Annotated in this window: 24 protein-coding genes; 16 read left to right on the top strand and 8 right to left on the bottom strand. The window is 66.9% G+C overall.

The genetic code is table 11. The features are described 5' to 3' along the window. Positions 1–770 precede the first annotated feature (770 nt). On the bottom strand, positions 771–1,652 hold the full coding sequence (locus CEY09_RS17340; protein ID WP_088589589.1) for a dienelactone hydrolase family protein: 882 nt from the start codon (positions 1,650–1,652) through the stop codon (positions 771–773). Between the two features lie 64 nt (positions 1,653–1,716). After that, complete coding sequence (locus CEY09_RS17335) at positions 1,717–5,283, bottom strand: DUF748 domain-containing protein (RefSeq protein ID WP_088589588.1); 3,567 nt, start codon at positions 5,281–5,283, stop codon at positions 1,717–1,719. A gap of 137 nt (positions 5,284–5,420) precedes the next feature. Between CEY09_RS17335 and moaC the strand changes: the two genes are divergently transcribed. Genes moaC through CEY09_RS17310 form a run of 5 tightly spaced genes read left to right on the top strand, consistent with a single transcriptional unit; the run spans position 5,421 to position 8,362 of the window. Continuing rightward, a complete protein-coding gene (gene moaC, locus CEY09_RS17330; protein ID WP_088589587.1) occupies positions 5,421–5,909 on the top strand; it encodes a cyclic pyranopterin monophosphate synthase MoaC in 489 nt (162 codons plus the stop codon). Continuing rightward, positions 5,890–6,141 (top strand): MoaD/ThiS family protein, encoded by a 252-nt coding sequence (locus tag CEY09_RS17325; protein ID WP_006222691.1) that lies wholly within the window; start codon positions 5,890–5,892, stop codon positions 6,139–6,141. The genes moaC and CEY09_RS17325 overlap by 20 nt, the downstream gene beginning before the upstream one ends. Before the next feature lie 5 nt (positions 6,142–6,146). Then, the gene (locus CEY09_RS17320) at positions 6,147–6,629 is read left to right on the top strand and encodes a molybdenum cofactor biosynthesis protein MoaE (protein ID WP_006222690.1); all 483 of its coding nucleotides are present in this window, start codon (positions 6,147–6,149) and stop codon (positions 6,627–6,629) included. Then, on the top strand, positions 6,626–7,153 hold the full coding sequence (gene moaB, locus CEY09_RS17315; protein WP_006222689.1) for a molybdenum cofactor biosynthesis protein B: 528 nt from the start codon (positions 6,626–6,628) through the stop codon (positions 7,151–7,153). Before CEY09_RS17320 ends, moaB begins: the two co-directional genes overlap by 4 nt. 3 nt (positions 7,154–7,156) lie before the next feature. Further along, a complete protein-coding gene (locus tag CEY09_RS17310) occupies positions 7,157–8,362 on the top strand; it encodes a molybdopterin molybdotransferase MoeA (RefSeq protein ID WP_088589586.1) in 1,206 nt (401 codons plus the stop codon). Here CEY09_RS17310 and mobA read toward each other — a convergent pair. From mobA to CEY09_RS17295, 3 genes are read right to left on the bottom strand one after another with little or no spacing between them, the layout of a single operon-like run. Then, the gene (gene mobA, locus CEY09_RS17305) at positions 8,347–8,961 is read right to left on the bottom strand and encodes a molybdenum cofactor guanylyltransferase MobA (protein WP_272938463.1); all 615 of its coding nucleotides are present in this window, start codon (positions 8,959–8,961) and stop codon (positions 8,347–8,349) included. The two genes, CEY09_RS17310 and mobA, sit on opposite strands and share 16 nt — an antisense overlap. Next, positions 8,954–10,069 carry a GTP 3',8-cyclase MoaA gene (gene moaA, locus CEY09_RS17300; protein ID WP_088589585.1) on the bottom strand — a complete coding sequence of 372 codons (1,116 nt, stop codon included), beginning with the start codon at positions 10,067–10,069 and terminating at the stop codon, positions 8,954–8,956. Before moaA ends, mobA begins: the two co-directional genes overlap by 8 nt. A 34-nt stretch (positions 10,070–10,103) precedes the next feature. Further along, complete coding sequence (locus tag CEY09_RS17295; protein ID WP_006222685.1) at positions 10,104–11,183, bottom strand: substrate-binding domain-containing protein; 1,080 nt, start codon at positions 11,181–11,183, stop codon at positions 10,104–10,106. A gap of 158 nt (positions 11,184–11,341) precedes the next feature. On the opposite strand from CEY09_RS17295, the gene CEY09_RS17290 reads away from it, so the two are divergent. From CEY09_RS17290 to CEY09_RS17260, 7 genes are all read left to right on the top strand, one after another. Beyond that, positions 11,342–11,899: a formate dehydrogenase subunit gamma gene (locus CEY09_RS17290; RefSeq protein WP_088589584.1), complete on the top strand. Its 558-nt coding sequence runs from the start codon at positions 11,342–11,344 to the stop codon at positions 11,897–11,899. After that, positions 11,896–13,476 (top strand): formate dehydrogenase beta subunit, encoded by a 1,581-nt coding sequence (locus CEY09_RS17285; protein WP_088589583.1) that lies wholly within the window; start codon positions 11,896–11,898, stop codon positions 13,474–13,476. Before CEY09_RS17290 ends, CEY09_RS17285 begins: the two co-directional genes overlap by 4 nt. Positions 13,477–13,491: 15 nt before the next feature. After that, positions 13,492–16,368, top strand: a complete 2,877-nt coding sequence (gene fdhF / locus CEY09_RS17280; protein ID WP_088589582.1) for a formate dehydrogenase subunit alpha — start codon at positions 13,492–13,494, stop codon at positions 16,366–16,368. A gap of 31 nt (positions 16,369–16,399) precedes the next feature. Next, positions 16,400–17,221, top strand: coding sequence for a formate dehydrogenase accessory sulfurtransferase FdhD (gene fdhD / locus CEY09_RS17275; protein ID WP_088589581.1), 822 nt, complete (start codon positions 16,400–16,402; stop codon positions 17,219–17,221). An 18-nt stretch (positions 17,222–17,239) separates the two neighbouring features. Further along, a complete protein-coding gene (locus tag CEY09_RS17270; RefSeq protein ID WP_006222680.1) occupies positions 17,240–17,497 on the top strand; it encodes a formate dehydrogenase subunit delta in 258 nt (85 codons plus the stop codon). A gap of 116 nt (positions 17,498–17,613) precedes the next feature. Continuing rightward, positions 17,614–19,281 (top strand): OFA family MFS transporter, encoded by a 1,668-nt coding sequence (locus CEY09_RS17265; protein WP_088589580.1) that lies wholly within the window; start codon positions 17,614–17,616, stop codon positions 19,279–19,281. A 154-nt stretch (positions 19,282–19,435) separates the two neighbouring features. Beyond that, on the top strand, positions 19,436–20,557 hold the full coding sequence (locus tag CEY09_RS17260; RefSeq protein WP_006222678.1) for a methyltransferase: 1,122 nt from the start codon (positions 19,436–19,438) through the stop codon (positions 20,555–20,557). Between the two features lie 149 nt (positions 20,558–20,706). On the opposite strand, the gene CEY09_RS17255 is transcribed toward CEY09_RS17260, so the two are convergent. The 3 genes from CEY09_RS17255 to CEY09_RS17245 are packed head-to-tail and all read right to left on the bottom strand — an operon-like array spanning position 20,707 to position 22,525. Next, positions 20,707–21,399, bottom strand: coding sequence for a DUF1345 domain-containing protein (locus CEY09_RS17255; protein WP_006222677.1), 693 nt, complete (start codon positions 21,397–21,399; stop codon positions 20,707–20,709). 29 nt (positions 21,400–21,428) lie between these two features. Further along, the gene (locus CEY09_RS17250; protein ID WP_006222676.1) at positions 21,429–21,953 is read right to left on the bottom strand and encodes a chromate transporter; all 525 of its coding nucleotides are present in this window, start codon (positions 21,951–21,953) and stop codon (positions 21,429–21,431) included. Beyond that, positions 21,950–22,525 (bottom strand): chromate transporter, encoded by a 576-nt coding sequence (locus CEY09_RS17245; RefSeq protein ID WP_088589579.1) that lies wholly within the window; start codon positions 22,523–22,525, stop codon positions 21,950–21,952. The genes CEY09_RS17250 and CEY09_RS17245 overlap by 4 nt, the downstream gene beginning before the upstream one ends. 140 nt (positions 22,526–22,665) lie before the next feature. On the opposite strand from CEY09_RS17245, the gene CEY09_RS17240 reads away from it, so the two are divergent. The 4 genes from CEY09_RS17240 (at position 22,666) to CEY09_RS17225 (ending at position 25,431) form a co-directional block, all read left to right on the top strand. After that, positions 22,666–23,586: a LysR family transcriptional regulator gene (locus tag CEY09_RS17240; protein ID WP_088589578.1), complete on the top strand. Its 921-nt coding sequence runs from the start codon at positions 22,666–22,668 to the stop codon at positions 23,584–23,586. 45 nt (positions 23,587–23,631) lie between these two features. Then, positions 23,632–24,435 (top strand): glutamate racemase, encoded by an 804-nt coding sequence (gene murI / locus CEY09_RS17235; protein ID WP_088589577.1) that lies wholly within the window; start codon positions 23,632–23,634, stop codon positions 24,433–24,435. 124 nt (positions 24,436–24,559) lie between these two features. After that, positions 24,560–24,985 carry a universal stress protein gene (locus CEY09_RS17230; protein WP_088589576.1) on the top strand — a complete coding sequence of 142 codons (426 nt, stop codon included), beginning with the start codon at positions 24,560–24,562 and terminating at the stop codon, positions 24,983–24,985. A gap of 17 nt (positions 24,986–25,002) precedes the next feature. Next, positions 25,003–25,431 carry a universal stress protein gene (locus CEY09_RS17225; protein WP_006222671.1) on the top strand — a complete coding sequence of 143 codons (429 nt, stop codon included), beginning with the start codon at positions 25,003–25,005 and terminating at the stop codon, positions 25,429–25,431. Positions 25,432–25,436: the final 5 nt, after the last annotated feature.

Here is a 25,436-nt window from a genome sequence, read left to right as displayed (position 1 = left end):
GACGGACGGGGTTCTTGAGGTTCTTGCGCACGGTGGGGTGGGTGGGAAGATCTTGCGGTGCCCGCCCCCGGCCGGCCGCGCGGGCGGCCTTGGGGGGCTTACGCGGTGTCTTGCGTCGTGAGGATGCTGATCGCAGGGCACGTGTGGCATAGCGCCGTCGTCGGCCCCATGATGGGTTGCGCGCGATGCACGTCGCTATCCTGATGCCGGATGTGCCGCGCTCCACCCATCCTACGATATGAGAGGACGCGCACCACGTGTCACGAATAACGATTGGGTCGTCAGATGAGAGACAGTGCGGTAACGCACGACAGTCTCCCTCTTAGACGGGTGGCGCGCGTACGGGTCTGAATCCGCAAGCGGCTGCCCGCCGCGCGCCACCCGTCGCTTTACCTCCCCCAGTGTCTGCGGGGCCATCAGCAAACCACTCCCTGCAAGCGCGCAAGCGACCACTGCCCCGACGCACTACACCACGTATGCCGATTGCAGCCGCCCGCGCGGCTGCGAGCGGCGGGCAACGCAGCACTCGGCATTAAGCCGAGACCTGACAGCGCCCCAGACCGAGACGGCGACAGCTCGTCGGCGGTGTCGGCATGACGGCGCGCAACCTTGATGCGCCCGAGGGAATCCGAAGGGAGCCGAAGGCGGACGAGGATGACAACGGGGGAGTCCGGAGCGAAGGCTCCGGACCGCAATCGTGGGCGCGCGCCGGCATGGCGACGGCGACGATGGGCGACCTACGAAGCCACCCCAGCCGCCACAAATCCCCCTCAGCCAAGGCCGTTTTGCTTGAACCAATCCAGCATCCGCGTCCACGCCTGCTCCGCTTCCGCCTTCCGATAAGACGGCCGATAATCCGCATGGAATGCGTGCGGCGCCTCCGGGTACACGTCGATTCTTGACGCCTTCGCCGGCGCCGGCCCCTTCGCCAGTTCGATCCGCATGCGGTCCACGTCGGTCAGCGGGATGCCGGCGTCTTTGCCTCCGTACGCCCCCAAGACCGGCGCCTTCAGGTCATTCACGAGGCTCAGCACCGACTTCGGCTTCAGCTCGCTGGGCTCGCCGCCCAATTGGCCGTAGAACGCCGCGCCGGCCTTGAGTTTCGGGTTGTGGGCGGCGTATAGCCAGACCTGGCGCCCACCCCAGCAGAAACCTACGATGCCCAGCTTGTCCGCATCGCCGCCGTTGGCCGCCGCCCATTTCGCGGTGGCGTCCAGGTCGCCCTGGACCTGCGCATCAGGCACCTTGCCGATGATCTCGGCCTGCAGCTTGGGGATCTCGGTGTACTTGGACGGATCGCCCTGGCGCGCGAACAATTCGGGCGCGATGGCCAGATAGCCCAGATGGGCCAGCCGGCGGCATACGTCCTGGATGTACTCGTGCACGCCGAAGATCTCGGACACCACGATCACGGTCGGCAGATTCTTCTTGCCTTGCGGCGCCGCACGATAGGCGGGCATTTTGCCGTCCGTCGTGGGAATATCGATCTTGCCGGCGGTAAGCCCCTTGGTGTCCGTCGCGATGGCGGTCTGGGCCACGGCGGGCCCGGCAGCAAGCGAGAAGCCGGCTGCAACCGTCGTCGCGATGAAGCCCCGACGGTCCAGCCGCAGCGGCGGCAACAGGCTGTCGAAGTGCGCGTCCTGGTCTTTCATCGAAAATCTCCTGGCAAAAGCGGGGCCGGGGACGCCCACGCGTACCCCTGGCGGCCCGCCGGGTTCACTTCAGGGAGAAGTCCACGCGCGAGGGTTGCCCCTCATCCTTGATGCCGTCCGCGTCCAGCTGCGGCGCAACGATGAACACACGGTCCGCGAGTCCTTCCTGGGCTTGCAACTTCTCATACACCGCCTGCGCGCGTGCATCGGCCAGTTGGCGTAACTGCTCGTCGCCCACCGGCGCGACGCTGCGCAGCATGGCTTCCATCTGATCCGCCGGCACGGACTTGGCCATGCCGATGAAATTGCGCGGCTTGTCCTTGATGTCGGCGTCGTCGTACACCTCTTCCAGGTACTTGGCCCGCTCGGCGGCAGACACTTTCACGCCCGCCGTATCCGGCTTCTTGCCGCGCGGCGTGGTGGCCGCGGCCTTGGCGGCGCGGATCTGGCCTTCGACCCAGGCTTGGCGCAGGCCTTCCATGTCGGTCTTGGGATCAGCGCGGCCGCTGATGTCCATCTTCAGCGCCGGACGGTCCGTCAACGCTTTGGTCAGCGTGTCGATGCGCTGCTGCGAATCTTCGGTCAGCACCGCACTGCCCGGCTTGAACTCGACGTAGGACAGTTCTTCGCCGCCGCCGAAGGCCGAGGCCAGCAGGCTGAACGGCGACGTCACGGCCTTGACCACCAGGTTCAGCAGCACGCGCACGACGATGCCGCCCACCGAGAATTCAGGGTCGTCCAGCGAACCCGAGATCGGCAGGTTGATGTCGATGTTGCCGCGCGAGTCCTTCAACAGCGCCACGGCCAGCAGCACCGGCAACTTGGTGGCGTCCGGGCTGTTGGTCTTGTCGCCAAAGGTCAGCTGGTTCAGCACCACGTGGTTGGACGCCTGCAGCGCGCGGTCCTTGATCTTGTATTCCAGGTCCACCGAGAGCTTGCCGCGCTTGATCGGATAACCCACGTACTTGGCTGAGTACGTGTTGAAGCGCGGCAGGTCCACGCCCTTGGCCGAGGCCTTCAGGTCCAGCGTCAGGAACTTGGCGAACGGCTGCACGATGCCGCTGATGGACAGCGGCGCCGTGGTGTAGACGCGGCCCGTGACCTTGACCTTGGCCGGTTGGGGATTGGTGGACGACACCGCCGTGATCGCGCCTTCGATCGCCGACAATTCGGCCACGTAATTGGGTTTGACGAAGCGGTCGGTGAAGGTCATGCGGCCGCGCGACAAGGTGACGCTGTTGACCGAGATATCCGGCATGCCCGCGCCTGCACTGCCTTTCGCGGCAGGAGCCGGCGCGGGCGCCGCGGCCTGACGGCCCGGCGTCTGCGTGTCCTGCGTAATGGAGCCGCCGGCCTGCCCGGGCGCGGCCACCAGGTCCATGACGTTCAGGCGGCCCTGCGCATTCAGCAGGATGCGGCCGTAGAAGTCTTCCAGCGCGATGTCGCCCAGCTTGGCGCCGATCTTGTCGCCCGCGACCGAGATGTCCATGCCGGAAAAACCCAGCCGCTTCCAGTTCAGGAAGTCGTCGTTGTTCACCTTGTCTTGCAGGTCGACGCCCGTGACCTCGACACCGCCCTTCCAGTTGATCTTCATCGGCGCGCTGCCGGCTGCGGCGGTGAAGGCCACGTCGCCCTTGGCGCCCAGCGTAATGGCGCGCACGGTGGCGTTCAGGCTGGAGGCCGCATAAGGCGCGAACGTCGCGACATTGAGCTCGGACAGGTCCACCGACGATTTCAGCGTCAGCGGTTGCGGCGTAAACATGCCTTTCAGGTCCAGCTTGCCGTTGCCCTGGATGCCCGAAGCGGCCAGGGTGAAGTTGCTTTGCCCCGGCCCCATCGCCAGCCGGTCGGCAGTGACGTGCAGGCTCTGCAGCGCGACGTCCAGCGCAGGCTTGAGCGAGTCGTCGCGCGCCTTGAACTGCGTCAGGTCGGCCTGCACGGCCGTGGCAGAGGCGTCCACCGCGCCGTTCTTCTCCAGCACGTGCATCTGGGCGGAGGCGCCCAGGCGGCCGTCCAGCAGCACGATCGGGGCCGCATTGCGCACGGCCGGCGCCAATGGCGCCAGGGCCACATTGCCCAGCCGCACGCCCAGTTCCAGCGACAAGGGCTTCAAGACCAGCGGCCCCTTGGCGCGGATCCAGCCCCCATCGGTACTGTTGTCGACCGTCAGCCACAGGTTGACGGGCTGGTCCTTGACCTCGGGGATCGCGACGCCTTCGACGGTCACGGCCATGCCGGTCATGACGTAGTCCAGCTTGCTGATCGCATCCGTGATGTAGAGCTCGCCCTCGTGCAGGTTGAAGGCATCCAGCGTGACCTTCCATTCCTCGGGCGCCGCGGGCGGCGGAGGGGCGGCGGTGTCCGTGCCCGATGCGGCGGGCGTGGCGGGTGCGCCTGTTGTGGCGGTGTCGGGTTTGGCCGGATCGGACGTCGCGGCACCCGGCTTGGCAGGGTCCGGCTTTGCGGCATCCGCGCGGGCGACCTCGGTCTTTGGCGCCACCTTCAATCCGACGTCCCGCTTCAACTTGTCGGCCACGGGCGTCTCGTTGGGCGCCACGCCGCCCAGTTCCTTCAGCTTGGCCACCACGTCCTGCCAGTTCAGGTGCTGGTTGGCGTAGCGGCGCACGTGAATCTGCGGCGCCCACAGGCCCACTTCGCCCACATATACCTGGCGCGCGATCGGCTCAAGTTCCAGCCGGGTGACGGTCAGGGCGCTCCAGGCGGCCAGGCCTTCGCCTGCCGTGTCGCGCAGATCGAAGCGACGCAGCCCCAGGTCGCCCACCACGCGGATCTTGGGCGCGGCGTCCTTGGGCTGCTCGAACACGACTTGCAGGTTGGAATCCAGCAGCGCGCTTTCCAGCTTGAAGGGCAGCGGCATCGGCCAGACGTCGGCCCACTTTTCCAGTTGCAGGCCGTTGAACGCGACGCGCAAGGTCGACGACGGCACCTTGTCGAACGGGCGCGCCACGCCGGTCAGGTCGAACGGGCTGCCGTTGATGCGCAGGTGCAGCCGGGGCTGCACATCGATATCGGTGGCGTAGCCGAAGTTCGAGATGAACGGCACCCCGACGCCCAGCTCGTCCACCACCTGCTTGCGGCCGGTGACCTTGTCGTCCAGCGTGATGCTGCCGCCCTCGATCACCATGTTGTTCAGGGAAAAGCGCGGCAGGCCCTCGTCCGGCTTGGGCGGTTCGTCGGGCTTGGCGGCCGACATTTCGGCCACGCGTTGCTGTATGTCAGAGAAATTGAATCGCGTGACGTCTTCACGGACGATGGCGATGTTAGGCTGGCGCAGCGTCAAACGATCGACAACCGGCGCGAACCAGAACAGGGAGCTCCAGGCGGCGCTGACATCCAGTTCGGCCAGCGACAGCAATGGCGTCTGCGACCCGGGTTGGGCCACCGCCAGGTCGCGGGCGCGGACGGTCAGGGTGAACGGATTGAAGGTGATCTTGCCGACGGAGACCTCGCGGCCGATCATCTTGGCCACATCCCCGGTCAGGGCGTTTTGCAGCACCTTGGGAACTTGCCATGCGGCAATGCCGCAAAGGATCAGCACAACCGCAACGATGCCCAGAAGAATCTTGCCGGCGCGCCGGGTAAATCGAAGCTTTAGGCTCCGCAAGGGCATCGCGAGTCTCCTGATACGAGTTGAAGGCGATTATCGCGCCCCGGTTAGCGCTCGTCTATCATAGGCGTAACAGCGGGCCCTCCCGGCCAGCCGGGACCGCTCTTTTCAAACATTAACAATTCTCGATCCCGAATCCCATGCCAGCCTCCACCCCCACCTTGAGCCACCTGGATGAAGCCGGCCAGGTCCGCATGGTCGACGTCATTGCCAAGACGGATTCCGAACGCGTTGCGATCGCGACCGCCAGCGTGCGTATGAATGCGGTGGCCTACGGCCTGTTGACCCAGCCGGGCCAGGGCAAGGGCGAAGTGCTCAATACCGCGCGCGTCGCCGCCGTCCTGGCCGCCAAGCGCTGCGCCGAGCTGATTCCGCTGTGCCACAGCCTGCCGCTGGCGTTCGTGGGCGTCGACTTCTCGCTGGACGCCGCCGCCCACCGCATCGACATCCTGGCCACCTGCCGCACCAGCTACAAAACGGGCGTCGAAATGGAAGCCATGATGGCGTGCAGCGTGGCCGCGCTGACGATCTACGACATGTGCAAGGCCGCGGACAAAGGCATCGTGGTCGAACAAGTACGCCTTAAGTACAAGGCGGGAGGAAAAAGCGGTGAATGGCGCAACGATTGATCTCCTGTACTTCGCCCGCGTGGCCGAACTGGTCGGCAAGCGCGCGGAAAGCTGGCCCCTGGACGGCGAGTCCACGGGTGCGCAACTGCTGGCCGCGCTGGGTGAACGCTACCCCCAGCTGGAACCCGCCAGCCGCCTGAAACTGGCCATCAACCAGACCCACTCCAAACCGACTGCCCCGATCCGCCCTGGCGACGAGGTCGCGGTGTTCGAACCCGTCACCGGAGGGTGAACGCCATGATCAGCGTCCAGGAAGCCGATTTCGACGGCGCCGCGCTGACCGCCGAGCTGCGCGAACGCGCGGGGGCCGGCGTGGGCGGCATCGTCACCTTCGTGGGGTATGTGCGCGACTATGCGCCCGACTCGCCCACGGAAACGCTCTTTCTAGAGCACTACCCCGGCATGTGCGAGCGCGAGCTTGAAACCATCGCCGAAACCGCGCGGGCGCGCTGGAACCTGGACGGCACGGTGATCGTGCACCGGGTTGGCGCCTTGTCCCGCAACGCCCAGATCGTGTTTGTGGCGGCGGCCAGCGCGCACCGCGGCGACGCTTTCCGCGGCTGCGAATACATCATCGACGCGCTCAAGACCCGCGCGCCCTTCTGGAAGCGCGAAACGCTCTCGGGCGGCAGCAGCTTCTGGGTCGAACAACGCCAATCCGACCAGGACCGCACGGATGCCTGGGATGAAGACTCTGCTTCGAAGAAGGAACACCCATGAGCGAAGAAATCCCCGTTCCCGTGTCGCTGGCCTGCGCTGTACTGACCATCAGCGACACCCGCAGCGCCGGGGACGACACCTCCGGCAACCTGCTTGCCCATAGCCTGGCGCACGCGGGCCACCAGTGCGTGCGCCGCGACATCGTCCGCGACGACATCTATCAGATCCGCCGCGTCATCAGCGACTGGATTGCCGACCCCGAAGTGCAGATCATCCTGACGACGGGCGGCACGGGCTTTTCGCATCGCGACCATACGCCGGAAGCCATCCTGCCGCTGCTGGACCGCGAAATCCCCGGCTTCGGCGAGTTGTTCCGCCAGATTTCCTACACCGAGATCGGCAGCTCCACCATCCAGTCGCGCGCGTTTGCGGGATCGGCCAACCAGACACTGATCTTCTGCCTGCCCGGTTCCAACAATGCCTGCGAAACGGCCTGGGCGCAGATCCTGCGCGAGCAGCTCGACAGCGGCCACCGGCCGTGCAATTTCGCCACGCATTTCAAGCCCAAACAAGAAGACCACTGACCCATGCTGGATTTTGACCAAGCCCAGACCCTGCTGGCCAATGCCGCAGGGCCGTTGCAGCGCCATGAAGACATCGGCCTGAACGACGCCGCCGGCCGCGTGCTGGCGGCTGACCTGACCGCCACCGTGGACATTCCGCCGGCCGACAACAGCGCCATGGACGGCTACGCCCTGCGCGTGGCCGACTGGCGTGCGGGCGGCCGACTGCCGATCCAGCAACGGTGCTATGCGGGCGACGTGCCCGAACCGCTCAAGCCCGGCCACGCGATCCGCCTGTTCACCGGCAGCCTGCTGCCGGACGGCGCCGACACCGTGGTCATGCAGGAAGACACCGTCGAAGCCGACAACCAGGTGGAGATAACCCGCCAGCCCGCGCCCAACCAGCACATCCGCCGCCGCGGCGAAGACACGATGACCGGCACGCCGCTGTTGCCCGCCGGCACGGTGCTGCAAGCCGCGCATGTGGCGCTGCTGGCCTCGCAAGGGCTTGCCCGCGTGTCCGTGGTGGCCCAGTTGCGCGTCGGTATTCTGACGACCGGCGACGAACTGGTGCCGCCGGGCACGCCCCGCGCGCCCGAACAGATCTACAACTCGAACGGCCCGATGCTGGCGGCGCTCGCGCGCGGCCTGGGCGCCTTGCCCGTGCACGTGCTGCATGCGCGCGATACCGAAGCGGATCTGCTGGCGGCGTTCAAGACGCTCTTGGCCGATTGCGACCTGGTGCTGAGCGTGGGCGGCGTGTCGGTCGGCGAACGCGATCTGGTCAAGCCGGCCCTGGCTACGCTGGGCGGTGAACTGTCGCTATGGAAGGTGCGCATGAAACCGGGCAAGCCGGTGGCGCTGGCGCAGATCGACGGCAAGCCGGTCGTCAGCCTGCCGGGCAATCCGGTGTCGGCGTATGCCGTGTTCGCGATGCTGGTGTCGCCGCTCGTGCGGCGCATGCAGGGCCGCGACGAGATCTTCCCGCCGATCAGCCTCCTGCCCCTGCGCACGGAACATCCGCGCCAGGACAGCCGCGAGGAATTCCTGCGCGTCCAGCGCCGCGTGGCCGACGACGGCAGTGGCGAACTGGTGGCCTACGGCCATCAGGGCTCAGGCGTGATCAGTTCGATGCCCTGGGCGACGGGCCTGGCCCGCCTGCCCGCCGATGTGCAGGTCAACGACATGGACCGCGTGCCCTACTACGACCTGCGTCACTGGCTGGCGTAGCGTTCGGCCACGGCCAGCTCTTCGGGCGTATTGACGTTCATGAAAGCGTCGGGCGCGTCGTCAAAGCGTGCCTCGACGCCGCCCGCCCGGGCCTGCCACAGGCCCACCTTGCGGTCGCCCCCCAGCAGATAGGCCCGCAAATCCGATAGCAGCGCCGTGCGCACCGCCATGCAGGCGCTGTGGCGCTGGCTGTTGGCGGCGGCATACGCCAGCGGCGCCCTGGCCGATTCGGCCGCGCCGATCAGCCGCGCGGCCAGATCAGCCGGCAGGAATGGCGTATCGCAAGGCACGACCACCAGCCAGTCGTCTTGGGCGGCAGCGGCAAGCCCCGCCGCGATGCCCAGCAGCGGCCCCTGGAAGGCCCCAAGCTCGGGTTCGCCGTCTTCGACCACCTGTCCGTATTGCGCGTACCGGGCCTGATGACGGTTGGCGCTGATGATCAGCCGGCCCACCTGCGGGGCCAAACGGCGCGCCACGTGAGCCACCATCGGCTGCCCGTGCAGCAGCACCAGGCCCTTGTCTTGCTGGTTCATGCGTGCGCCTTGGCCGCCCGCCAGGATCAGGCCGGCGACTGCGTGCGTTGATGCGGCGTCAACCACCGATATAGCTCATTTCGACTTTGCGGCCCGGGTCCGGCTGGGGAGCCGCCGCGTTGCGGCCGCGCAGTTCAGAGTAGTGGTCATTGCGGGCGCCCCAGATGCCCGACACGATGCCGGCCAGTTCCGCGTCGCTTGCACCCTCGCGCAGCGGCGCGCGCAAGTCGTGCCCTTCATGCGCGAACAGGCACAGGAAGAGTTTGCCTTCCGGCGACAGGCGCGCGCGGGTACAGCCGCCGCAGAACGCGTGGGTGACGCTGGAGATGACGCCGATTTCGCCGCCGCCGTCCCGGTAGCGCCAGCGCTCGGCCACGCGGCCCATTTCAACGCTTTGCACCGGTTCCAGCGGATGCACGGCGCCGATGCGGTCCAGCACTTCCTGGCTGGGCACCACTTCCGCGAGGTTCCAGCCGTTGCTGTTGCCCACGTCCATGTACTCGATGAAACGCAGGATATGGCCGCTGTGGCGGAACCGTTCGGCCATGGGCAGGATCTGCCCGTCGTTCAGGCCGCGTCGCACCACCATGTTGACCTTCACGGGCGCCAGCCCCGCGCTGGCGGCAGCATTGATGCCGTGCAGCACGTCGTCCGGCGTGAAGCCGCTGTCGCTCATGTCCTGGAACATGGCGGCGTCCAGCGCGTCCAGGCTGACGGTGACGCGCGTCAGCCCCGCCGCCTTCAAGGCGGCGGCCTTGCGCGCCAGCACGCTGCCGTTGGTCGTCAGGGTCAGGTCCAGCGGACGGCCGTCGGGCGTGCGCAACTGGGCCAGTTGGCCCACGAGGTTTTCGATGTGTTTGCGCAGCAGCGGCTCGCCGCCGGTCAGGCGGATCTTTTCCACGCCCAGCTTCGTGAAGATGCCGGCCAGCCGGCTGATCTCTTCAAACGACAGCAAGTCCGAATGCGGCATGAAGGTGTAGCTGCTGTCGAACACTTCGCGCGGCATGCAGTAGGTGCAGCGGAAGTTGCAGCGGTCCGTGACCGAGATCCGCAGGTCGCGCAGCGGACGCGCGCGCAAGTCCAGCGCGGGCTGCCCGGCCGGCGGCAATTCGCCGGGTGCGGGCCAGGCCGCGCGGTCGGACCGGCGGTCGGCAAGGAAAATCACTTTGCTCATGGGGTCATCATATCCCGACAGCGGCTTGAAGCCCCTACGCGAACGCCTCTTCCAAGGTTTGTAACCGCCCGGTATCCCGGGCGTCGTAGCCGACCAACTGGCCGACATAGCCCACGTAATCGGGGCTGCGCATGATGGACAGCAGATCCTGCATGGCGGGCGTCTCCAACGACGACTTGCGGATGGCGAAGAAATAGCGCTCGCGCACCAGGGGAATAAAATCCAGGCCGAAGCGGCAAGCGGCCGTCTCCACCCCCACGCCCGTGTCCGCCATGCCGCTGGCGATGTGCGCGGCAATGGCCATATGGGTGAACTCGTTGGTCTCGTAGCCCTGGACCTCGCCGATCGACACGCCGGCGCGCTGCAGCATCAGGCCCACCAGATAGCGGGTGCTGGAGCCGATCTGCCGGTTCACGAAACGGACGTCCGGGCGCGCCAGGTCCGCCATGCCGCGGATCTGCTTGGGGTTGCCGGCAGTGACGAAGAGACCCGTATTGCGCACGGCCAGATGGATGAGCACGTATTCGTCCGCATGCAGCCACTGCGCATAGCGCTCCATGATGGGCGATTCGAAGTCGCCCAGCGGCACCTGGAACCCCGCCAGGTCGCACTCATGGCGCTCCAGCGAGGCCAGCGCCTCGATCGCGGTGCGGTAGCGCAGTTCCAGCCCGGGCTTGCGGCCGCTCATGTGCTGCATCAGCGATTCCACGGCGAAGCCATGGCTGGCGTGCAGCCGCAGGTGCGGGCCGCTTTCGGGCAGCAAGCGCTCCAGTTCTTCCTGCAATTCCGAGGCCATGCTGTCCAGCGTGGGCATCAGCCGCGCCTCGATGCGGCGGTTGGCCCACAGCAGGCGCTGCGCGAACGGCGCCAACTGCGTTCCCTGACGCCGGTTGGTGATCAGAAGCTGGGTGCCGAAGATGCCTTCGAAACGGCGCAGCACGCCCCAGGCATGCCGGTAAGACAGGCCGCAGGCCCGACAGGCGCCCGCGATGTTGCCCGTGGCGTCGATCGCGGCCAGCAAGGCCAGCATGTCTTGCAATGGCACCGGCGCGGCATCGTCGTCGCCGCCCAAGGTCCATTGCGCCCGTAGGCCGATCCGGAACTTATATGTCATTTATTTCTTATTGAAGGCGATCAAGTACGAGGCTAGAGTACACAAATAATGCGGTGGACGGGTTCTTTTTATGTTTTAAAAAGCATATTAAAACTCACAAAACGCCACCCGACACAACGACCCCGACGAGGGGCCCAGCACTACTGGAGGAGACCACCGTGCATCAGCGCGAGGCAAAATCCGACTTGGCGTCCAGCGGCGGAGCGCGGGGCGGCAAACTGGCCCTGGACGCGGCCCAGGCATCGCCCACCCCCGCCATTGCGGCCACCGCCCGCATCGTGGCCCGACTGAAAGACCTGCCCGGCCCCTTGCTGCCGGTCCTGCATGAGGTCCAGCATGAATTGGGCTGTATTCCGGCCGAGGCGGTGCAAACCATCGCCGAGGCCCTGAACCTGTCGCGCGCCGAAGTCCACGGCGTCATCACCTTCTACCCCCACTTCCGCAGCGAACCAGCCGCGCGCCATACGCTGGAAGTCTGCCGCGCCGAATCCTGTCAGGCCATGGGAGGCGAACACCTTGCTGCCCATGCGCGCACCAAGCTGGGCTGCGACTTCCACGCCAGCACTGCGGACGGGAATTTCACGCTGGAACCGGTGTATTGCCTGGGCCTGTGCGCGCAATCTCCCGCCGTGATGATCGACGGCCAGCCGCATGCCCGGGTCACGCCCGACAAGCTGGACCGGCTGCTGACCCGCGCGCTGGAGGCTTCGTCATGAGCGCCCCCGTCATCATCTACGTGCCGCGCGACGCCGCGGCGCTGGCCATGGACGCCGACGTGGTGGCGCGCGATATCGAACGCATCGCCGATGAGCGCGGCCTGTCCGTGCAAGTGGTGCGCAATGGGTCGCGCGGGCTGCTGTGGCTGGAACCCCTGGTGGAGATCGCCACGCCGGACGGACGCGTGGCCTACGGCCCGGTCGCGCCCGAAGACGTGCCTGGGCTGTTCGATGCCGGCTGGCTGACGGGCGGCGCGCATGCGCTGCACCTGGGCCTGACCGAAGACATCCCATACCTGAAACACCAGGAACGGCTGACTTTCGCCCGCGTCGGCGTGATCGATCCCCTGTCGTTGCAGGATTACGCCGCGCACGGCGGCCTGGCGGGGCTGAAGCGGGCGCTGGCGATGGAACCGGCGCAGATCGTCGAGGAAATGGTCACCTCGGGCCTGCGCGGCCGAGGCGGCGCGGCGTTTCCCACCGGCATCAAGTGGAAGACGGTGGCCGGGTCGCCCAGCGACCAGAAATACATCGTCTGCAACGCCGACGAAGGCGATTCGGGCACCTTTGCCGATCGCCTGCTGATGGAAGGCGACCCCTATGTGCTGATCGAGGGCATGACGATCGCCGGCCTGGCGGTGGGCGCGACCTACGGCTATATCTACGTGCGATCGGAATATCCGCATGCCATCGCCACGCTGGAAGCCGCCATCGCGCGGGCGCGCAGCGTGGGCTGGCTGGGGCGCGACGTGCATGGCAGCGGACGCCAGTTCGACCTGGAAGTGCGCACGGGCGCGGGCGCCTATATCTGCGGCGAGGAAACCTCCCTGCTGGAAAGCCTGGAAGGCAAACGCGGCGTGGTGCGCGCCAAACCGCCGCTGCCCGCCATCTCCGGCCTGTTCGGCAAGCCCACCGTCATCAATAACGTGATCTCGCTGGCCACGGTACCCATCATCATGGCCAAGGGCGCGGCGTACTACCGCGACTACGGCGTGGGCCGTTCGCACGGCACGCTGCCCTTCCAGCTGGCCGGCAACTTGAAACAAGGCGGGCTGGTGGAAAAGGCTTTCGGGCTGAGCCTGCGCGACCTGCTCTATGAATTCGGTGGCGGCAGCGCCTCGGGGCGCCCCTTGCGCGCCGTGCAGGTGGGCGGCCCCTTGGGCGCCTATCTGCCGGAATCGCAATGGGACGTGCCGCTGGACTACGAAGCCTATATCCAGATTTCGGCCATGATCGGCCACGGCGGGCTGGTGGCGTTCGACGACACCGTCGACATGGCGCGCATGGCGCGCTATGCCATGGAATTCTGTGCAATCGAATCATGCGGCAAATGCACGCCCTGCCGCATCGGCTCCACGCGCGGCGTCGAAACCATCGACAAGATCGCGGCCGGCGGCGCCGACACGAAACAGCGCGAACAGCAGGTCCACCTGCTGCGCGATCTGTGCGACACGATGATGGGCGGTTCGCTGTGCGCGCTGGGGGGCATGGCGCCCTACCCGGTGCTGTCCGCGCTGAACCACTTTCCGCAGGACTTCGGCATTGAGTCCTCGCAGTCTGCCGCGCACGCGGCCTGAACCCGAGAGACCGACATGCTAGAAACCGTCATCAAACGCGACCGCGACCTGGGCACGCCCGAACGCGTCTCGGAAAAAACCGTCACCCTGACCATCGACGGCCAGGAAATCAGCGTCGCCGAGGGCACGTCCCTGATGCGCGCCGCCGCCGAGGCCGGCATCAACATCCCCAAGCTGTGCGCCACCGACAGCCTGGAACCGTTCGGTTCCTGCCGGCTTTGCCTGGTGCAGATCGAAGGCCGCCGCGGCTATCCGGCCTCGTGCACCACCCCGGCCGAAAACGGCATGGTGGTGTACACCGAAACGCCCAAGCTGCACGACCTGCGCCGCGGCGTCATGGAGCTGTACATCTCGGACCATCCGCTGGATTGCCTGACCTGCCCGGCCAACGGCGACTGCGAACTGCAAGACATGGCAGGCGTGGTGGGCCTGCGCAACGTGCGCTACGGCTACGACGGCGCCAACCACCTGAAGGCCAAGACCGACGACTCCAACCCGTATTTCAGCTACGACGCGTCCAAGTGCATCGTCTGCAACCGGTGCGTGCGCGCCTGCGAAGAAACGCAGGGCACGTTTGCGCTGACGATTTCGGGCAAAGGCTTTGAGTCGCGCGTGTCGCCGGGGCAGGACCAGCCGTTCCTGGACAGCGAATGCGTGTCCTGCGGCGCGTGCGTGCAGGCCTGTCCGACCTCTACCCTGCAGGAAAAGACCGTCATCATGATGGGCCAGGCCGAGCACTCGGTCGTGACTACCTGCGCCTATTGCGGCGTGGGCTGCGGGTTCAAGGCCGAAATGAAGGGCCAGGAAGTCGTGCGCATGGTGCCGTGGAAAGACGGTCAGGCCAACCGCGGGCATTCCTGCGTGAAGGGCCGCTTCGCCTGGGGCTACGCGACGCACAAGGAACGCGTGACGAAGCCCATGATCCGCAAGCACATCACCGATTCCTGGAAGGAAGTGTCCTGGGACGAGGCGATCAACTACGCGGCGTCCGAATTCCGCCGCATCCAAAGCCAGTACGGCCGCGATGCGGTGGGCGGCATCACGTCGTCGCGCTGCACCAATGAAGAGACCTGGCTGGTGCAGAAGCTGGTGCGGGCGGCGTTCGGCACCAACAACGTCGACACCTGCGCGCGGGTGTGCCATTCGCCCACCGGCTACGGCCTGAAGCAGACGCTGGGCGAATCCGCTGGCACGCAGACCTTCGATTCGGTCATGCATACCGACGTCGTCATCGTGATGGGCGCCAATCCCAGCAGCGGCCACCCGGTGTTCGCATCGCGCCTGAAGCGCCGGCTGCGCCAGGGTGCGCGTCTGATCGTGATCGATCCGCGCCGCATCGAACTGGTAAGTTCGCCGCACATCAAGGCCGACTTCCACCTGCAGGTACGCCCCGGCACCAACACGGCGCTGCTGTCGTCGCTGGCGCACGTGATCGCCACGGAAGGGTTGATCGATGAGGCCTTCGTGGCCGAACGCTGCGAGACCAAGGCGTTCAACGAATGGCGCGACTTCGTTTCGCTGCCCGAGAATTCGCCCGAAGCCATGGAAGAGATCACCGGCGTGCCGGCGCAGGCCGTGCGCGGCGCGGCGCGCCTGTTCGCCACCGGCGGCAACGGGTCGATCTACTACGGCCTGGGCGTGACAGAACACAGCCAGGGGTCCACCACCGTGATGGGCATCGCCAACCTGGCGATGGCCACCGGCAACATCGGCCGCGAGGGCGTGGGCGTGAACCCGCTGCGCGGGCAGAACAACGTGCAGGGCTCGTGCGACATGGGTTCGTTCCCGCATGAACTGCCCGGCTACCGGCACATCTCTGACAACGTGGTGCGCGCCCAGTTCGAAAAGGATTGGGGCGTGACGCTGCAGCCCGAACCCGGCCTGCGCATTCCGAACATGTTCGAAGCCGCGCTGGGCGGTTCGTTCAAGGGCCTGTACTGCCAGGGCGAAGACATCGTGCAGTCCGACCCCAACACGCAGCACGTGGCGGCGTCCCTGGCGGCGATGGAGTGCATCGTCGTGCAGGACCTGTTCCTGAACGAGACCGCCAAGTACGCGCACGTGTTCCTGCCGGGCTCGTCGTTCCTGGAAAAGGACGGCACCTTCACCAATGCCGAACGCCGCATCTCCCGCGTGCGCAAGGTGATGGAACCCAAGAACGGCAAGTCGGACTGGGAAGTGACGGTAGCGTTGTCGAACGCGCTGGGCTACCCCATGAACTACAAGCACCCGCGCGAGATCATGGAAGAGATCGCCCGGCTGACGCCGACGTTCTCGGGCGTCAGCTACGAGAAGCTGGACAAGCTGGGCAGCCTGCAGTGGCCCTGCAACGACAATGCGCCGGAAGGCACGCCCATCATGCACATTGACGCCTTCGTGCGTGGCAAGGGCAAGTTCATGATCACCAAGTACGTGCCCACCGACGAACGCAGCACGCGGCGCTTCCCGCTGCTGTTGACCACGGGCCGCATCCTGTCGCAATACAACGTGGGCGCGCAGACCCGACGCACGCCAAACGTCATGTGGCATGGCGAAGACGTCTTGGAACTGCATCCGCAGGATGCCGAAGACCGGGGCGTAGCCGAAGGCGATTGGGTGGGCATCCAGAGCCGCGCGGGCGAAACCGTGCTGCGCGCGACGCTGACCGACCGGGTGCAGCCGGGCGTGGTATACACCACGTTCCACTTTCCCGAGTCCGGCGCCAACGTCGTCACGACGGACGCCTCCGACTGGGCGACCAACTGCCCCGAATACAAGGTGACGGCCGTGCAGGTCACGCGCGTGTCCCAGCCTTCGGAATGGCAGCGCCAATGGTCGCGCTTTGCCGACATCCAGCAAAAGCTGCTGCGCGAGCGATCGCGCGAAAGCGAAGCGGCGCTGACCGGGAAGTAACCCCCTGCCGGCCACGACCGCCCTGGATGCCATGACCACGCCCCCGTCTTCCCGCCCCGATTGCACGCAGACCCAGGTCAAGCGCGTGCGGGGCGGCGCCATCGCCCCCGCCGCCGAAACCGACTTCGTCGCCGAGGAAACCCCGGTGGCATTGGAATTCAACGGCATCAGCCACGCCACCATGCTGGCCACGCCTGCCGACCTGGAAGACTTCGCCGTGGGCTTCGCCCTGTCGGAAGGCATCATCGACGGCGTCAGCGACGTGCGCGGCATCGACCTGCTGCCGCAATGCGACGGCATTGTGATCCAGCTGGAAATCTCCAGCGCCTGCGAGGTGCGGCTGAAGACCCGGCGCCGCGCGATGGCCGGACGCACGGGTTGCGGCTTGTGCGGCGTCGAAACACTGCCGGAAGTGCTGCGCCCCGTGGCGCCGGTGACGAACGGAGCGCCGGTGCGCATCGCCTCGGTGCTGGCAGCCATGCGCGACATGCGCGCCCGCCAGGCGCTGCATGACATCACGGGCGCCACCCATGCGGCGGGCTGGGCCGGCGCCGACGGCGCCGTGGCGCTGGTGCGCGAAGACGTGGGCCGGCACAACGCGCTGGACAAGCTTATCGGCGCGCTGGCGCGCCAGGCCATGCATGCCGGCGACGGCATCGTGCTGGTGTCTAGCCGGGCCAGCTTTGAAATGGTGCAGAAGACGGCGGCCGCCGGCGTGGCGGTGCTGGCGGCGGTATCCGCCCCCACGGCGCTGGCCATCCGCCTGGCGCGCGACGCCAATGTCAGCCTGGTGGGCTTTTTGCGCAACGACGACGCCACGCTCTATTCCCACCCCGACCGCCTCATCCCCTGAACCGGACCCCGACACGCAATGGAAATCGGCAACCTCATCCGCATGGCCAACCGCATCGGCCAGTTCTTCGACGCCATGCCGGACCGGCACGAAGCACTGGAAGGCGTGGCCAACCATATCCACAAGTTCTGGGAACCCCGCATGCGCAACGAGCTGCTGGGGTTTCTGGAGCAACGCCCCGACGGCGATGCTGGCGAAGAACAGTTGCATCCCCTGGTGCTGGACGCGGTGACGCAAAACCGCCAGCGCCTGACGCCCGCGCCCCGCGTGGGATAGCCGGGACCCACCGCTTTACCGCAGTCAGCAAGCAGTGACGGATTCAAAAAGAGGCCGCGCCACCGTTTCAGTTCCGGTCGGCGCGCGCTATAAGACCGCACCCCTGAGGAGACGACATGGAAAGCACCGCCACCCTGGACCTGCCCGGCTCAAGGCCGGGTTTTTTTGACAAAGAACGCACCATCGCCGGCCCGGGATTCTCGCGCTGGCTCGTGCCGCCGGCCGCCCTGGCCATCCATCTGTGCATCGGCATGGCCTACGGTTTTTCGGTCTTCTGGTTGCCGCTGTCCAAGATGGTGGGCGGCGCCAAGCCGCTGGCCTGCCCGGCCGACATGAGCCTGGCCGCCGAGCTGTTCACGACCAGCTGCGACTGGAAGATTTCGACCATGGGGTGGATGTACACCCTGTTCTTCGTGCTGCTGGGTTGCTCGGCCGCGCTGTGGGGCGGCTGGCTGGAACGCGCTGGCCCCCGCAAGGCCGGCGTGGTGTCGGCCCTATGCTGGTGCGGCGGCCTGGTCATCTCGGCGATCGGCGTGTATCTGCACCAGATGTGGATGCTGTGGCTGGGGTCCGGCGTGATCGGCGGTATCGGGCTGGGGCTGGGCTATATCTCGCCCGTCAGCACGCTCATCAAATGGTTTCCGGACCGGCGCGGCATGGCGACCGGCATGGCCATCATGGGCTTCGGCGGCGGCGCGATGATCGGCGCTCCGCTTGCCGACCTGCTGATGCGCCACTTCGCCACGCCGACCTCGCCGGGGGTCTGGCAGACCTTCCTGACGATGGCGGTGGTGTACTTCATCTTCATGATGTCCGGCGCGCTGGGTTACCGCGTGCCGCCCACGGGCTGGAAGCCGGAAGGCTGGACGGCCCCGGCCAAGCAGGCCAACAACGCGATGATCACCAAGGGCCACGTCCACGTGAAGCGCGTCTGGGGCGTGCCGCAATTCTGGCTGGTGTGGCTGGTGCTGTGCCTGAACGTGACGGCGGGCATCGGCATCCTGGGCATGGCGTCGCCCTTGCTGCAAGAGGTGTTCGGCGGCGGCCTGATCAACAAGCCGGAGCTGGGCTTCGCCCAATTGGACAAGGACCAGCTGGCCGCCATCGCCGCCATCGCGGCGGGCTTTACCGGCCTGCTCAGCCTGTTCAACATCGGCGGCCGCTTCTTCTGGGCAAGCCTGTCCGATAAGCTGGGGCGCAAGACGACCTACCTGATCTTCCTGGTCCTGGGCTTCGTCCTGTATTCCGCCATCCCGTGGACCGCGCACATCGGCGCCCTGGCGCTGTTCGTGGCGGCGTTCTGCGTGATCCTGTCCATGTACGGCGGCGGGTTCGCCACGGTGCCGGCCTACCTGGCCGACCTGTTCGGCACGCAGATGGTGGGCGCCATCCACGGCCGCCTGCTGACGGCATGGTCGGCGGCGGGCATCTTCGGCCCCGTGCTGGTGAACTACATCCGCGAATATCAGCTGTCGATCGGCGTGCCGCGCGCGCAGGTCTACGACATCACCATGTACATCCTGGCGGGCATGCTGGTCGTGGGCTTCCTGTGCAACCTGGCGATCCGGCCGGTGAACCCGAAGTACTTCATGACCGACCAGGAACTCGCGCAGGAAAAAGCGCTGGCGCACGAACGCGCGGCTGCCGCCGAAACCCATGGGGTCGGCACCTCCACGTTCCGCACGCCGGTTGCCCTGGTGCTGTTCGCCTGGGCTTGCGTAGGCATTCCGCTGGCCTGGGGCATCTGGATCACACTGCAAAAGGCGGTCGTCCTGTTCCACTAGCAGCCGGTCTAACCGCGCGGCGCCTTGGGGCCTCCTGAGGCGCCGGGCAACGTCCAAGGGCGCGAAACTGCTACATTGGCAGCCCGCGCCCTTTCTTTTTATCTCCTCTGCCCATGATCCTGCCCCGTCCCCCCGTCTTTACCGGAGCGCCGTATTGACCGCCCCTGAATTGCACTGGGAAGAAAACAATGTCCCCCATTCCGCCCGCTGGCGCTCTGAAACCGGCGCGACGCCGCCCAAGCGCGTGGTGGTGGTGGACGACACGCTGACCGCGGACATGGCCTATCGCCAGGCCTGCGAAGGCGTGGGCCTGCTGTGGCGCGGCGACTTCCAGAACGCCCGCCTGCTGCTGCAGGCGATGACCCGGCGCGTGGACAAGCGTCCCCGCAAACCCGTGGAAACCTTGCTGGAAGCATTCAACCAGCACCGCCAGATCCAGTCGCAGCGCGCCCGCATCCTGGGCATGCTGCTGATTCCGTTCGACGCCGGCCACGGCATTTCGCTGCGCCGCGCACCTGACGCCCGCCAAGCCTGCGAAGAAGTCCACGGCCCGGCTGACGAACCCTATGTGGCGTCGCTGCGCGAGTTGCTGGGCCTGATCGGCGCCTTTGAATGGCGCAAGAAGGGCGTGGAGATTCCCGCCCTGAACAACCGCATCCACCCGCACTACGGCGTGTTCTCCCCGCTGCGCGGCGAATACGTGGAACTGGTGGCCAACACCCCAATGCCGCGCGGCGGCGTCGCCTTCGACATCGGCACCGGCACCGGCGTGCTGGCCGCGGTGATCGCGCGCCGCGGCGGCAAGCGCGTCATCGCCACCGACCAGGATCCGCGCGCGCTGGCTTGCGCCCGTGAAAACCTGGAACGCCTGGGCCTGGCCAAGCAGGTCGACGTGGTCGAAGCCGACCTGTTTCCCGAAGGCCGGGTATCGCTGATCGTCTGCAACCCGCCGTGGTTGCCCGCCCGCCCCAGCTCGCCCGTCGAGCATGCCGTCTATGACCCCGACAGCCGCATGCTGCGCGGTTTCCTGAACGGCCTGACCGCCCACCTGACGCCTAACGGCGAAGGCTGGCTGATCCTGTCGGACCTGGCCGAGCACCTGGGCCTGCGCACCCGCGAACAGTTGATGGAAATGATCGAGACGGCCGGGCTGCGCGTCATCGAACGCATCGACACCCGCCCCACGCACGCTCGCGCCAAGGACCCGAGTGACCCGCTGTACGCGGCACGCTCGAAGGAAGTCACGTCCTTGTGGAGATTGGGCGCCGCCGCCTAAAGGCCGCAGTCTCTTCGAGGGGGCAGCAAGCGCGCGTAGCGTGCGCGGCGTAGGGGCTCCTTTCCCCCGCCGGGCCGCCCCAAGGGGGAAAGCGCCCCCTCGGGGGGCAGCAAGCGCGCGTAGCGTGCGCGGCGTGGGGGCCTCCCCTCTTAGGCTTTTCCGGCCGCCACGTTCACGCTGATCGCGATGATGAACACGTTGAAAAAGAATGCGATCACGCTGTGCATCAGCGCCATGCGGCGCACGCGCCGGTTGACGATCTGCACGTCCGACACCTGGAACGTCATCCCCAGCACCAGCGCGAAATACGCGAAATCCCAGTAGTCGGGTTCTTGCGTGCCAGGAAAATCCAGGCCCTTGTGCGTGCCCGAGCGGTGGCCGTAATAGCCATGCGCGTAATGCAGGGCGAAGATCATGTTCATGTACAGCCACGACAGCACGATGGTGGCGGCCGCGGCCAGCATGTCCACCACGCCGCCCGCATTGCTTTCGCCGCGCAGTTCCACCCACAGCGCCACCATCACCATGCAGGACAGCGCCACGCTGCTCCACAGCACGCCCATGCGCCCCACGTCCTGCTGCTTGGCGTGCACGCGCATGGACGCCGGGCTGGCCTGGCCGAACGCGCGGGCCGTCACCACCAGGAACACCAGTGCAGCCGCATCGAAGCCCAGCAGCAGCGCCAGGCTGGGAGAACGGCCCAGCACGTAGGCGACGCCGCCTGCCACCACAAACAGCAGGCCGCACAGCACCAGCCGCCGGTGCGCATGGAAGAAGGGCAGGCTTTCGACGGACGCCGCGGGGTCTTCGGCTTGCGGATCGTCCGGAATGGGCTTTGTCATGGGGACTCCTACGCGGCAAGAGCCCTACGCTAACCGATCGCCAGCAAACCCACCAGCGCGCCGCCGAACAGCAGCCACAGCGGATGAATGCGCGTGGCGCTGCCCAGCAACGCCACCACGGCGGTGATCGCCCCCAGCAGCCAGCTGTGCACCGAAGCCTCGGTGATCAACGCGGCGCTGGCTGCAACCAGTCCGACGGTCATCGGGAAAATGCCCGCCTGGATGACGCCCCGCCACGGGCGGTCCTTGAACCGTTCCCACAAGCCCAGCGCCAGAATGGTGATGAGGGACGACGGGCCGAACTTGGCGATGGTCGTCACCAGCATGCCCCACCCGCCCGCCACATGCCAGCCGACCAGCGTGACCACCATCAGGTTGGGGCCGGGCGCGGCCTGGCCCAAGGCGAACAGGGCGGAAAAGTCCGCGGCCGTCATCCAGCCGTGCACGTCCACGACCTGGCGCTGCATTTCGGGCAGGATGGTGTTGCCGCCGCCGAACGCCAGCACCGACAGCTGGGAGAAGATCAGGGCCAGCGAGATCAGGGTCTGGATCATCGACGTTGCCTCCAGACCAGCAGGATGCTCAGCGGCGTCAGCACCGCCATCGTCGGCAGCAGCGGAATGCGCAGCACGGCGATCGCCACGAAACAGAGCGTGGCCACCACGCCGGCCAGCCAGTCGCGGCGCTTGATCACGGGCACCCCGATCTTGACCGCCATCGAAATCAGCAAGCCCGCGGCGGCCGCCGCCAGGCCGGCGAACAAATGCTGGATGTGGGGATCGTTCTGGAACCGGTCGTACACCATGCCCAGCAGGATGACGATGGCGGAGGGCGCCAGGATCAAGCCCATCAGCGCCGCAAACGCGCCCCGGGGGCCGCGGAACTTCATGCCGAGCGCCACCGACAGGTTGATGATGTTGCCGCCCGGCAGGAACTGGCACAGTCCCAGCAGATCGGTGAATTCGGACCCGCTCAGCCAGCGGTGTTTTTCGACGACCATGCGGCGCGCCAGGGGCAGCGCGCCGCCGAACGCCGTCAGCCCCAGCATCAGGAAACCGTAGAACAACTGCCCGCAAGTGGGGGGAGGCCGCAGTTCGGCCTCGGAGGTGGAAAGTGCTGCATTCATGTTGTGATGGCCGGTCCGGAGACCGGTGGGCGAAGGCCGGCGCGTCGCCGCGCCAAGGGAAAGATAACGAGATGGCAGCCTACTCTTCGCCTCAGATAATGTCTAATATATGACTACTTAACCAATCATATTCATTGCATATGGCTTCAGTCGATCTGCGTCTTCTGCGCTACTTCCTGGCCGTGGCCGAGGAATCCCATCTGACCAAGGCCGCGGCCCGGCTGGGCATCCGCCAGCCGCCGCTCAGCCAGCAGATCCGCGTGCTGGAGCAGGAACTGGGCGTGACGCTCTTTCACCGCCTGCCGCGCGGCATGGAGCTCACCGAAAGCGGCCGGGCACTGGTCGACGACGCGCGCAACATCATCGCGCTGGTGGACCAGGCAGTGGACGGGGTGCGCCGCGTCTCGCAAGGCGAAGCCGGCCGGTTGACGGTTGGCTTCACCGGATCGGCGGCGTTCCATCCCTTCGTGCCGACGGTCATTCGGCGATTCCGCGAAAGCGCGCCCAACGTGCGGCTGGTGCTCGAGGAAAGCAGCACCGGCGAACTGCGCGAAGCCGTCAGCGAAGGCCGGGTAGACGTGGCGTTCATCCGGGGCTCGTACGGACCCGGCCCGGGCGTAGTCGAGGAAACCGTGCTGGAAGAAACCATGCTGGCGGCGTTTCCCGCGGACCATCCCGCGGTCAAGGGCCGCACGCGGCGGCACATCGCGCTGTCCGAGCTGGCCGAGGAGTCCCTGATCCTGTACCGCCGCCACAGCGGCCCCGGGCTGTACGACGCCATCATCACGGCGTGCAGTGCATCCGGCTTCAGCCCCCGCATCGCGCAGGAGGCGCCGCGCATGCTGTCCACGCTGAGCCTGGTGGCGGCCGGGCTGGGCGTGTCCCTGGTGCCCGCATCGCTGCGCCGCGTGAACATCGAAGGCGTGGTGTACGTCAGCGTGACCGATCCGGTCGAGCTGCGCGCCCCGCTGAACCTGATCTGGCGCGACGCACCGCAGTCCGGCGCCACCCGCAAGCTGATCGAAGAGGTACGCCGCCACCGCGAACAGCAGACGAACTAGGGCCGGCGCTACACTGCCCGGCATCCGCATCCCGCACTTCCGACCATGTTCTCCGAATCCCCTATCGGCATCTACGACTCCGGCGTTGGCGGCCTAAGCGTGCTGCGCGCCATCCGCGACGCGCTGCCCCATGAATCGCTGCTGTACGTCGCCGACTCGGCCCATGTGCCCTATGGCGAAAAAACGCAGGCCTTCGTCGAGCAACGCGCCCAGGCGCTGACCGATTATTTCGTGTCGCGCCAGGCCAAGGCCGTGGTGGTGGCGTGCAACACCGCCACTGCCGCCGCCATCGCGCCATTGCGGCGCCGCCATCCCGACCTGATCATCATCGGCGTGGAGCCCGCCATCAAGCCCGCCGCCCACCTGACGCACAGCGGCGTCGTGGGCGTGTTCGCCACCACCGGCACGCTGGCCAGCCCCAAATTCGCCACGCTGGTCCAACGCGAAGCGCCTGAAGTGCGCATTTTGTTGCGGCCCTGCCCGGAATGGGTCGCGCTGGTCGAACAAGGCGAACTGTCAGGTCCTCGGGTTGAGGCTGCCGTGCGCGCCCCTGTCGCGGAATTGCGCGCGGCTGGCGCCGATGTGCTGGTGCTGGGCTGCACCCATTTCCCGTTCTTGCGCGACGCGATCCAGGCCGCCGCCGGCCCCGGCGTTCCCTTACTGGAAACCGGTACCCCCGTGGCGCGCTGGCTGCGGCACCAGTTGCAGGAACGCGGCCTGCTGCGCGAGGCTGGCCCGGGCGAACTGCGGCTGGAGACCACCGGCAGCGCCCCCGCGCTGGCGACGCTGGCCAGCCGCCTGCTAGGCACGACGCTGGAGGCGGCGGCCACGCCCGAGCGCTGGCGCTGACCCGGCACGGGCAACAGGCGAGCGAGTTGATCCTGCGCATGTCCGGGCAGGCAAAACAGGCGAATAATTCGAATAAAGTAGAAGCCTCCGCCTCCCGCGGCTCGCACACAATAAGGAGACGACGATGAAACGCATCCTGATTCCCGTGGATGGCTCGCAACCCGCCATCCACGCCGTCCAGGCCATGCTGACGGCACGCGCCTATGACCCGGTCGAACGCGTGGACCTGCTCAGCGTCCAGATCCCCCTGAAATCCGGCAAGATCGGCCGCGGCCTGTCGCAAGCCGAGATCGACGCCTATTACCAGGACGAGGGCCGTGCCGCGCTGGAAGAAGCCAGCCGCCTGTTGTCGCAAGCCGGCGTGCCCTTCGAGGCACGCGTAGAAGTCGGCGCCGCCGCCGACACCATCGCCCGCATCGCCGACGAAACGGGCGCGGATGAGATCTACATGGGCTCGCGCGGCCTCGGTTCGGTCTCGTCGCTGTTCATGGGATCCGTCGCCACCCGCGTCCTGCACCTGACGGAATTGCCCGTCACGCTGGTCAAGTAACGCATCAAGGAGCATCCATGCTGAATATCCTGGTTCCTGTCGACGGCTCCGACAATGCCAACCGCGCCGTGCTGCATGCCCGCCAATTGGCCGCCGGCGCCACATCCGCACGCATCCACCTCCTGAACGTCCAGACGCCCACGCAAGGGCGCGCCGGCCTGTCGCGGCTGATCACGCAAGACATGATCGACGAGTTCTACGCCCGCGAAGGCCAGGAAGCGACCAACGAGGCGCGCCAGTTGCTGGACGTGGCGGGCGTGGACTACACGAGCCACGTCGAGTTCGGCCATGCCGCCACCGAAATCGCTGGCTACGCCCGCGACCACGGTTGCGCCCGCATCGTGATGGGCACGCGCGGTAACGGCACGCTGGCCAACATCCTGATCGGCTCGGTCGCCAATCAGGTGCTGCAGTTGGCGGAAGCGCCCGTCACGCTGGTGAAGTAAGGCCC

Origin of the sequence: Achromobacter marplatensis (assembly GCF_002209535.1) — a bacterium.
Taxonomy (GTDB): domain Bacteria; phylum Pseudomonadota; class Gammaproteobacteria; order Burkholderiales; family Burkholderiaceae_B; genus Achromobacter; species Achromobacter marplatensis.
The sequence above is the reverse complement of the archived record's forward strand: the minus strand, read 5'-3'. Positions and strand labels throughout refer to the sequence as shown.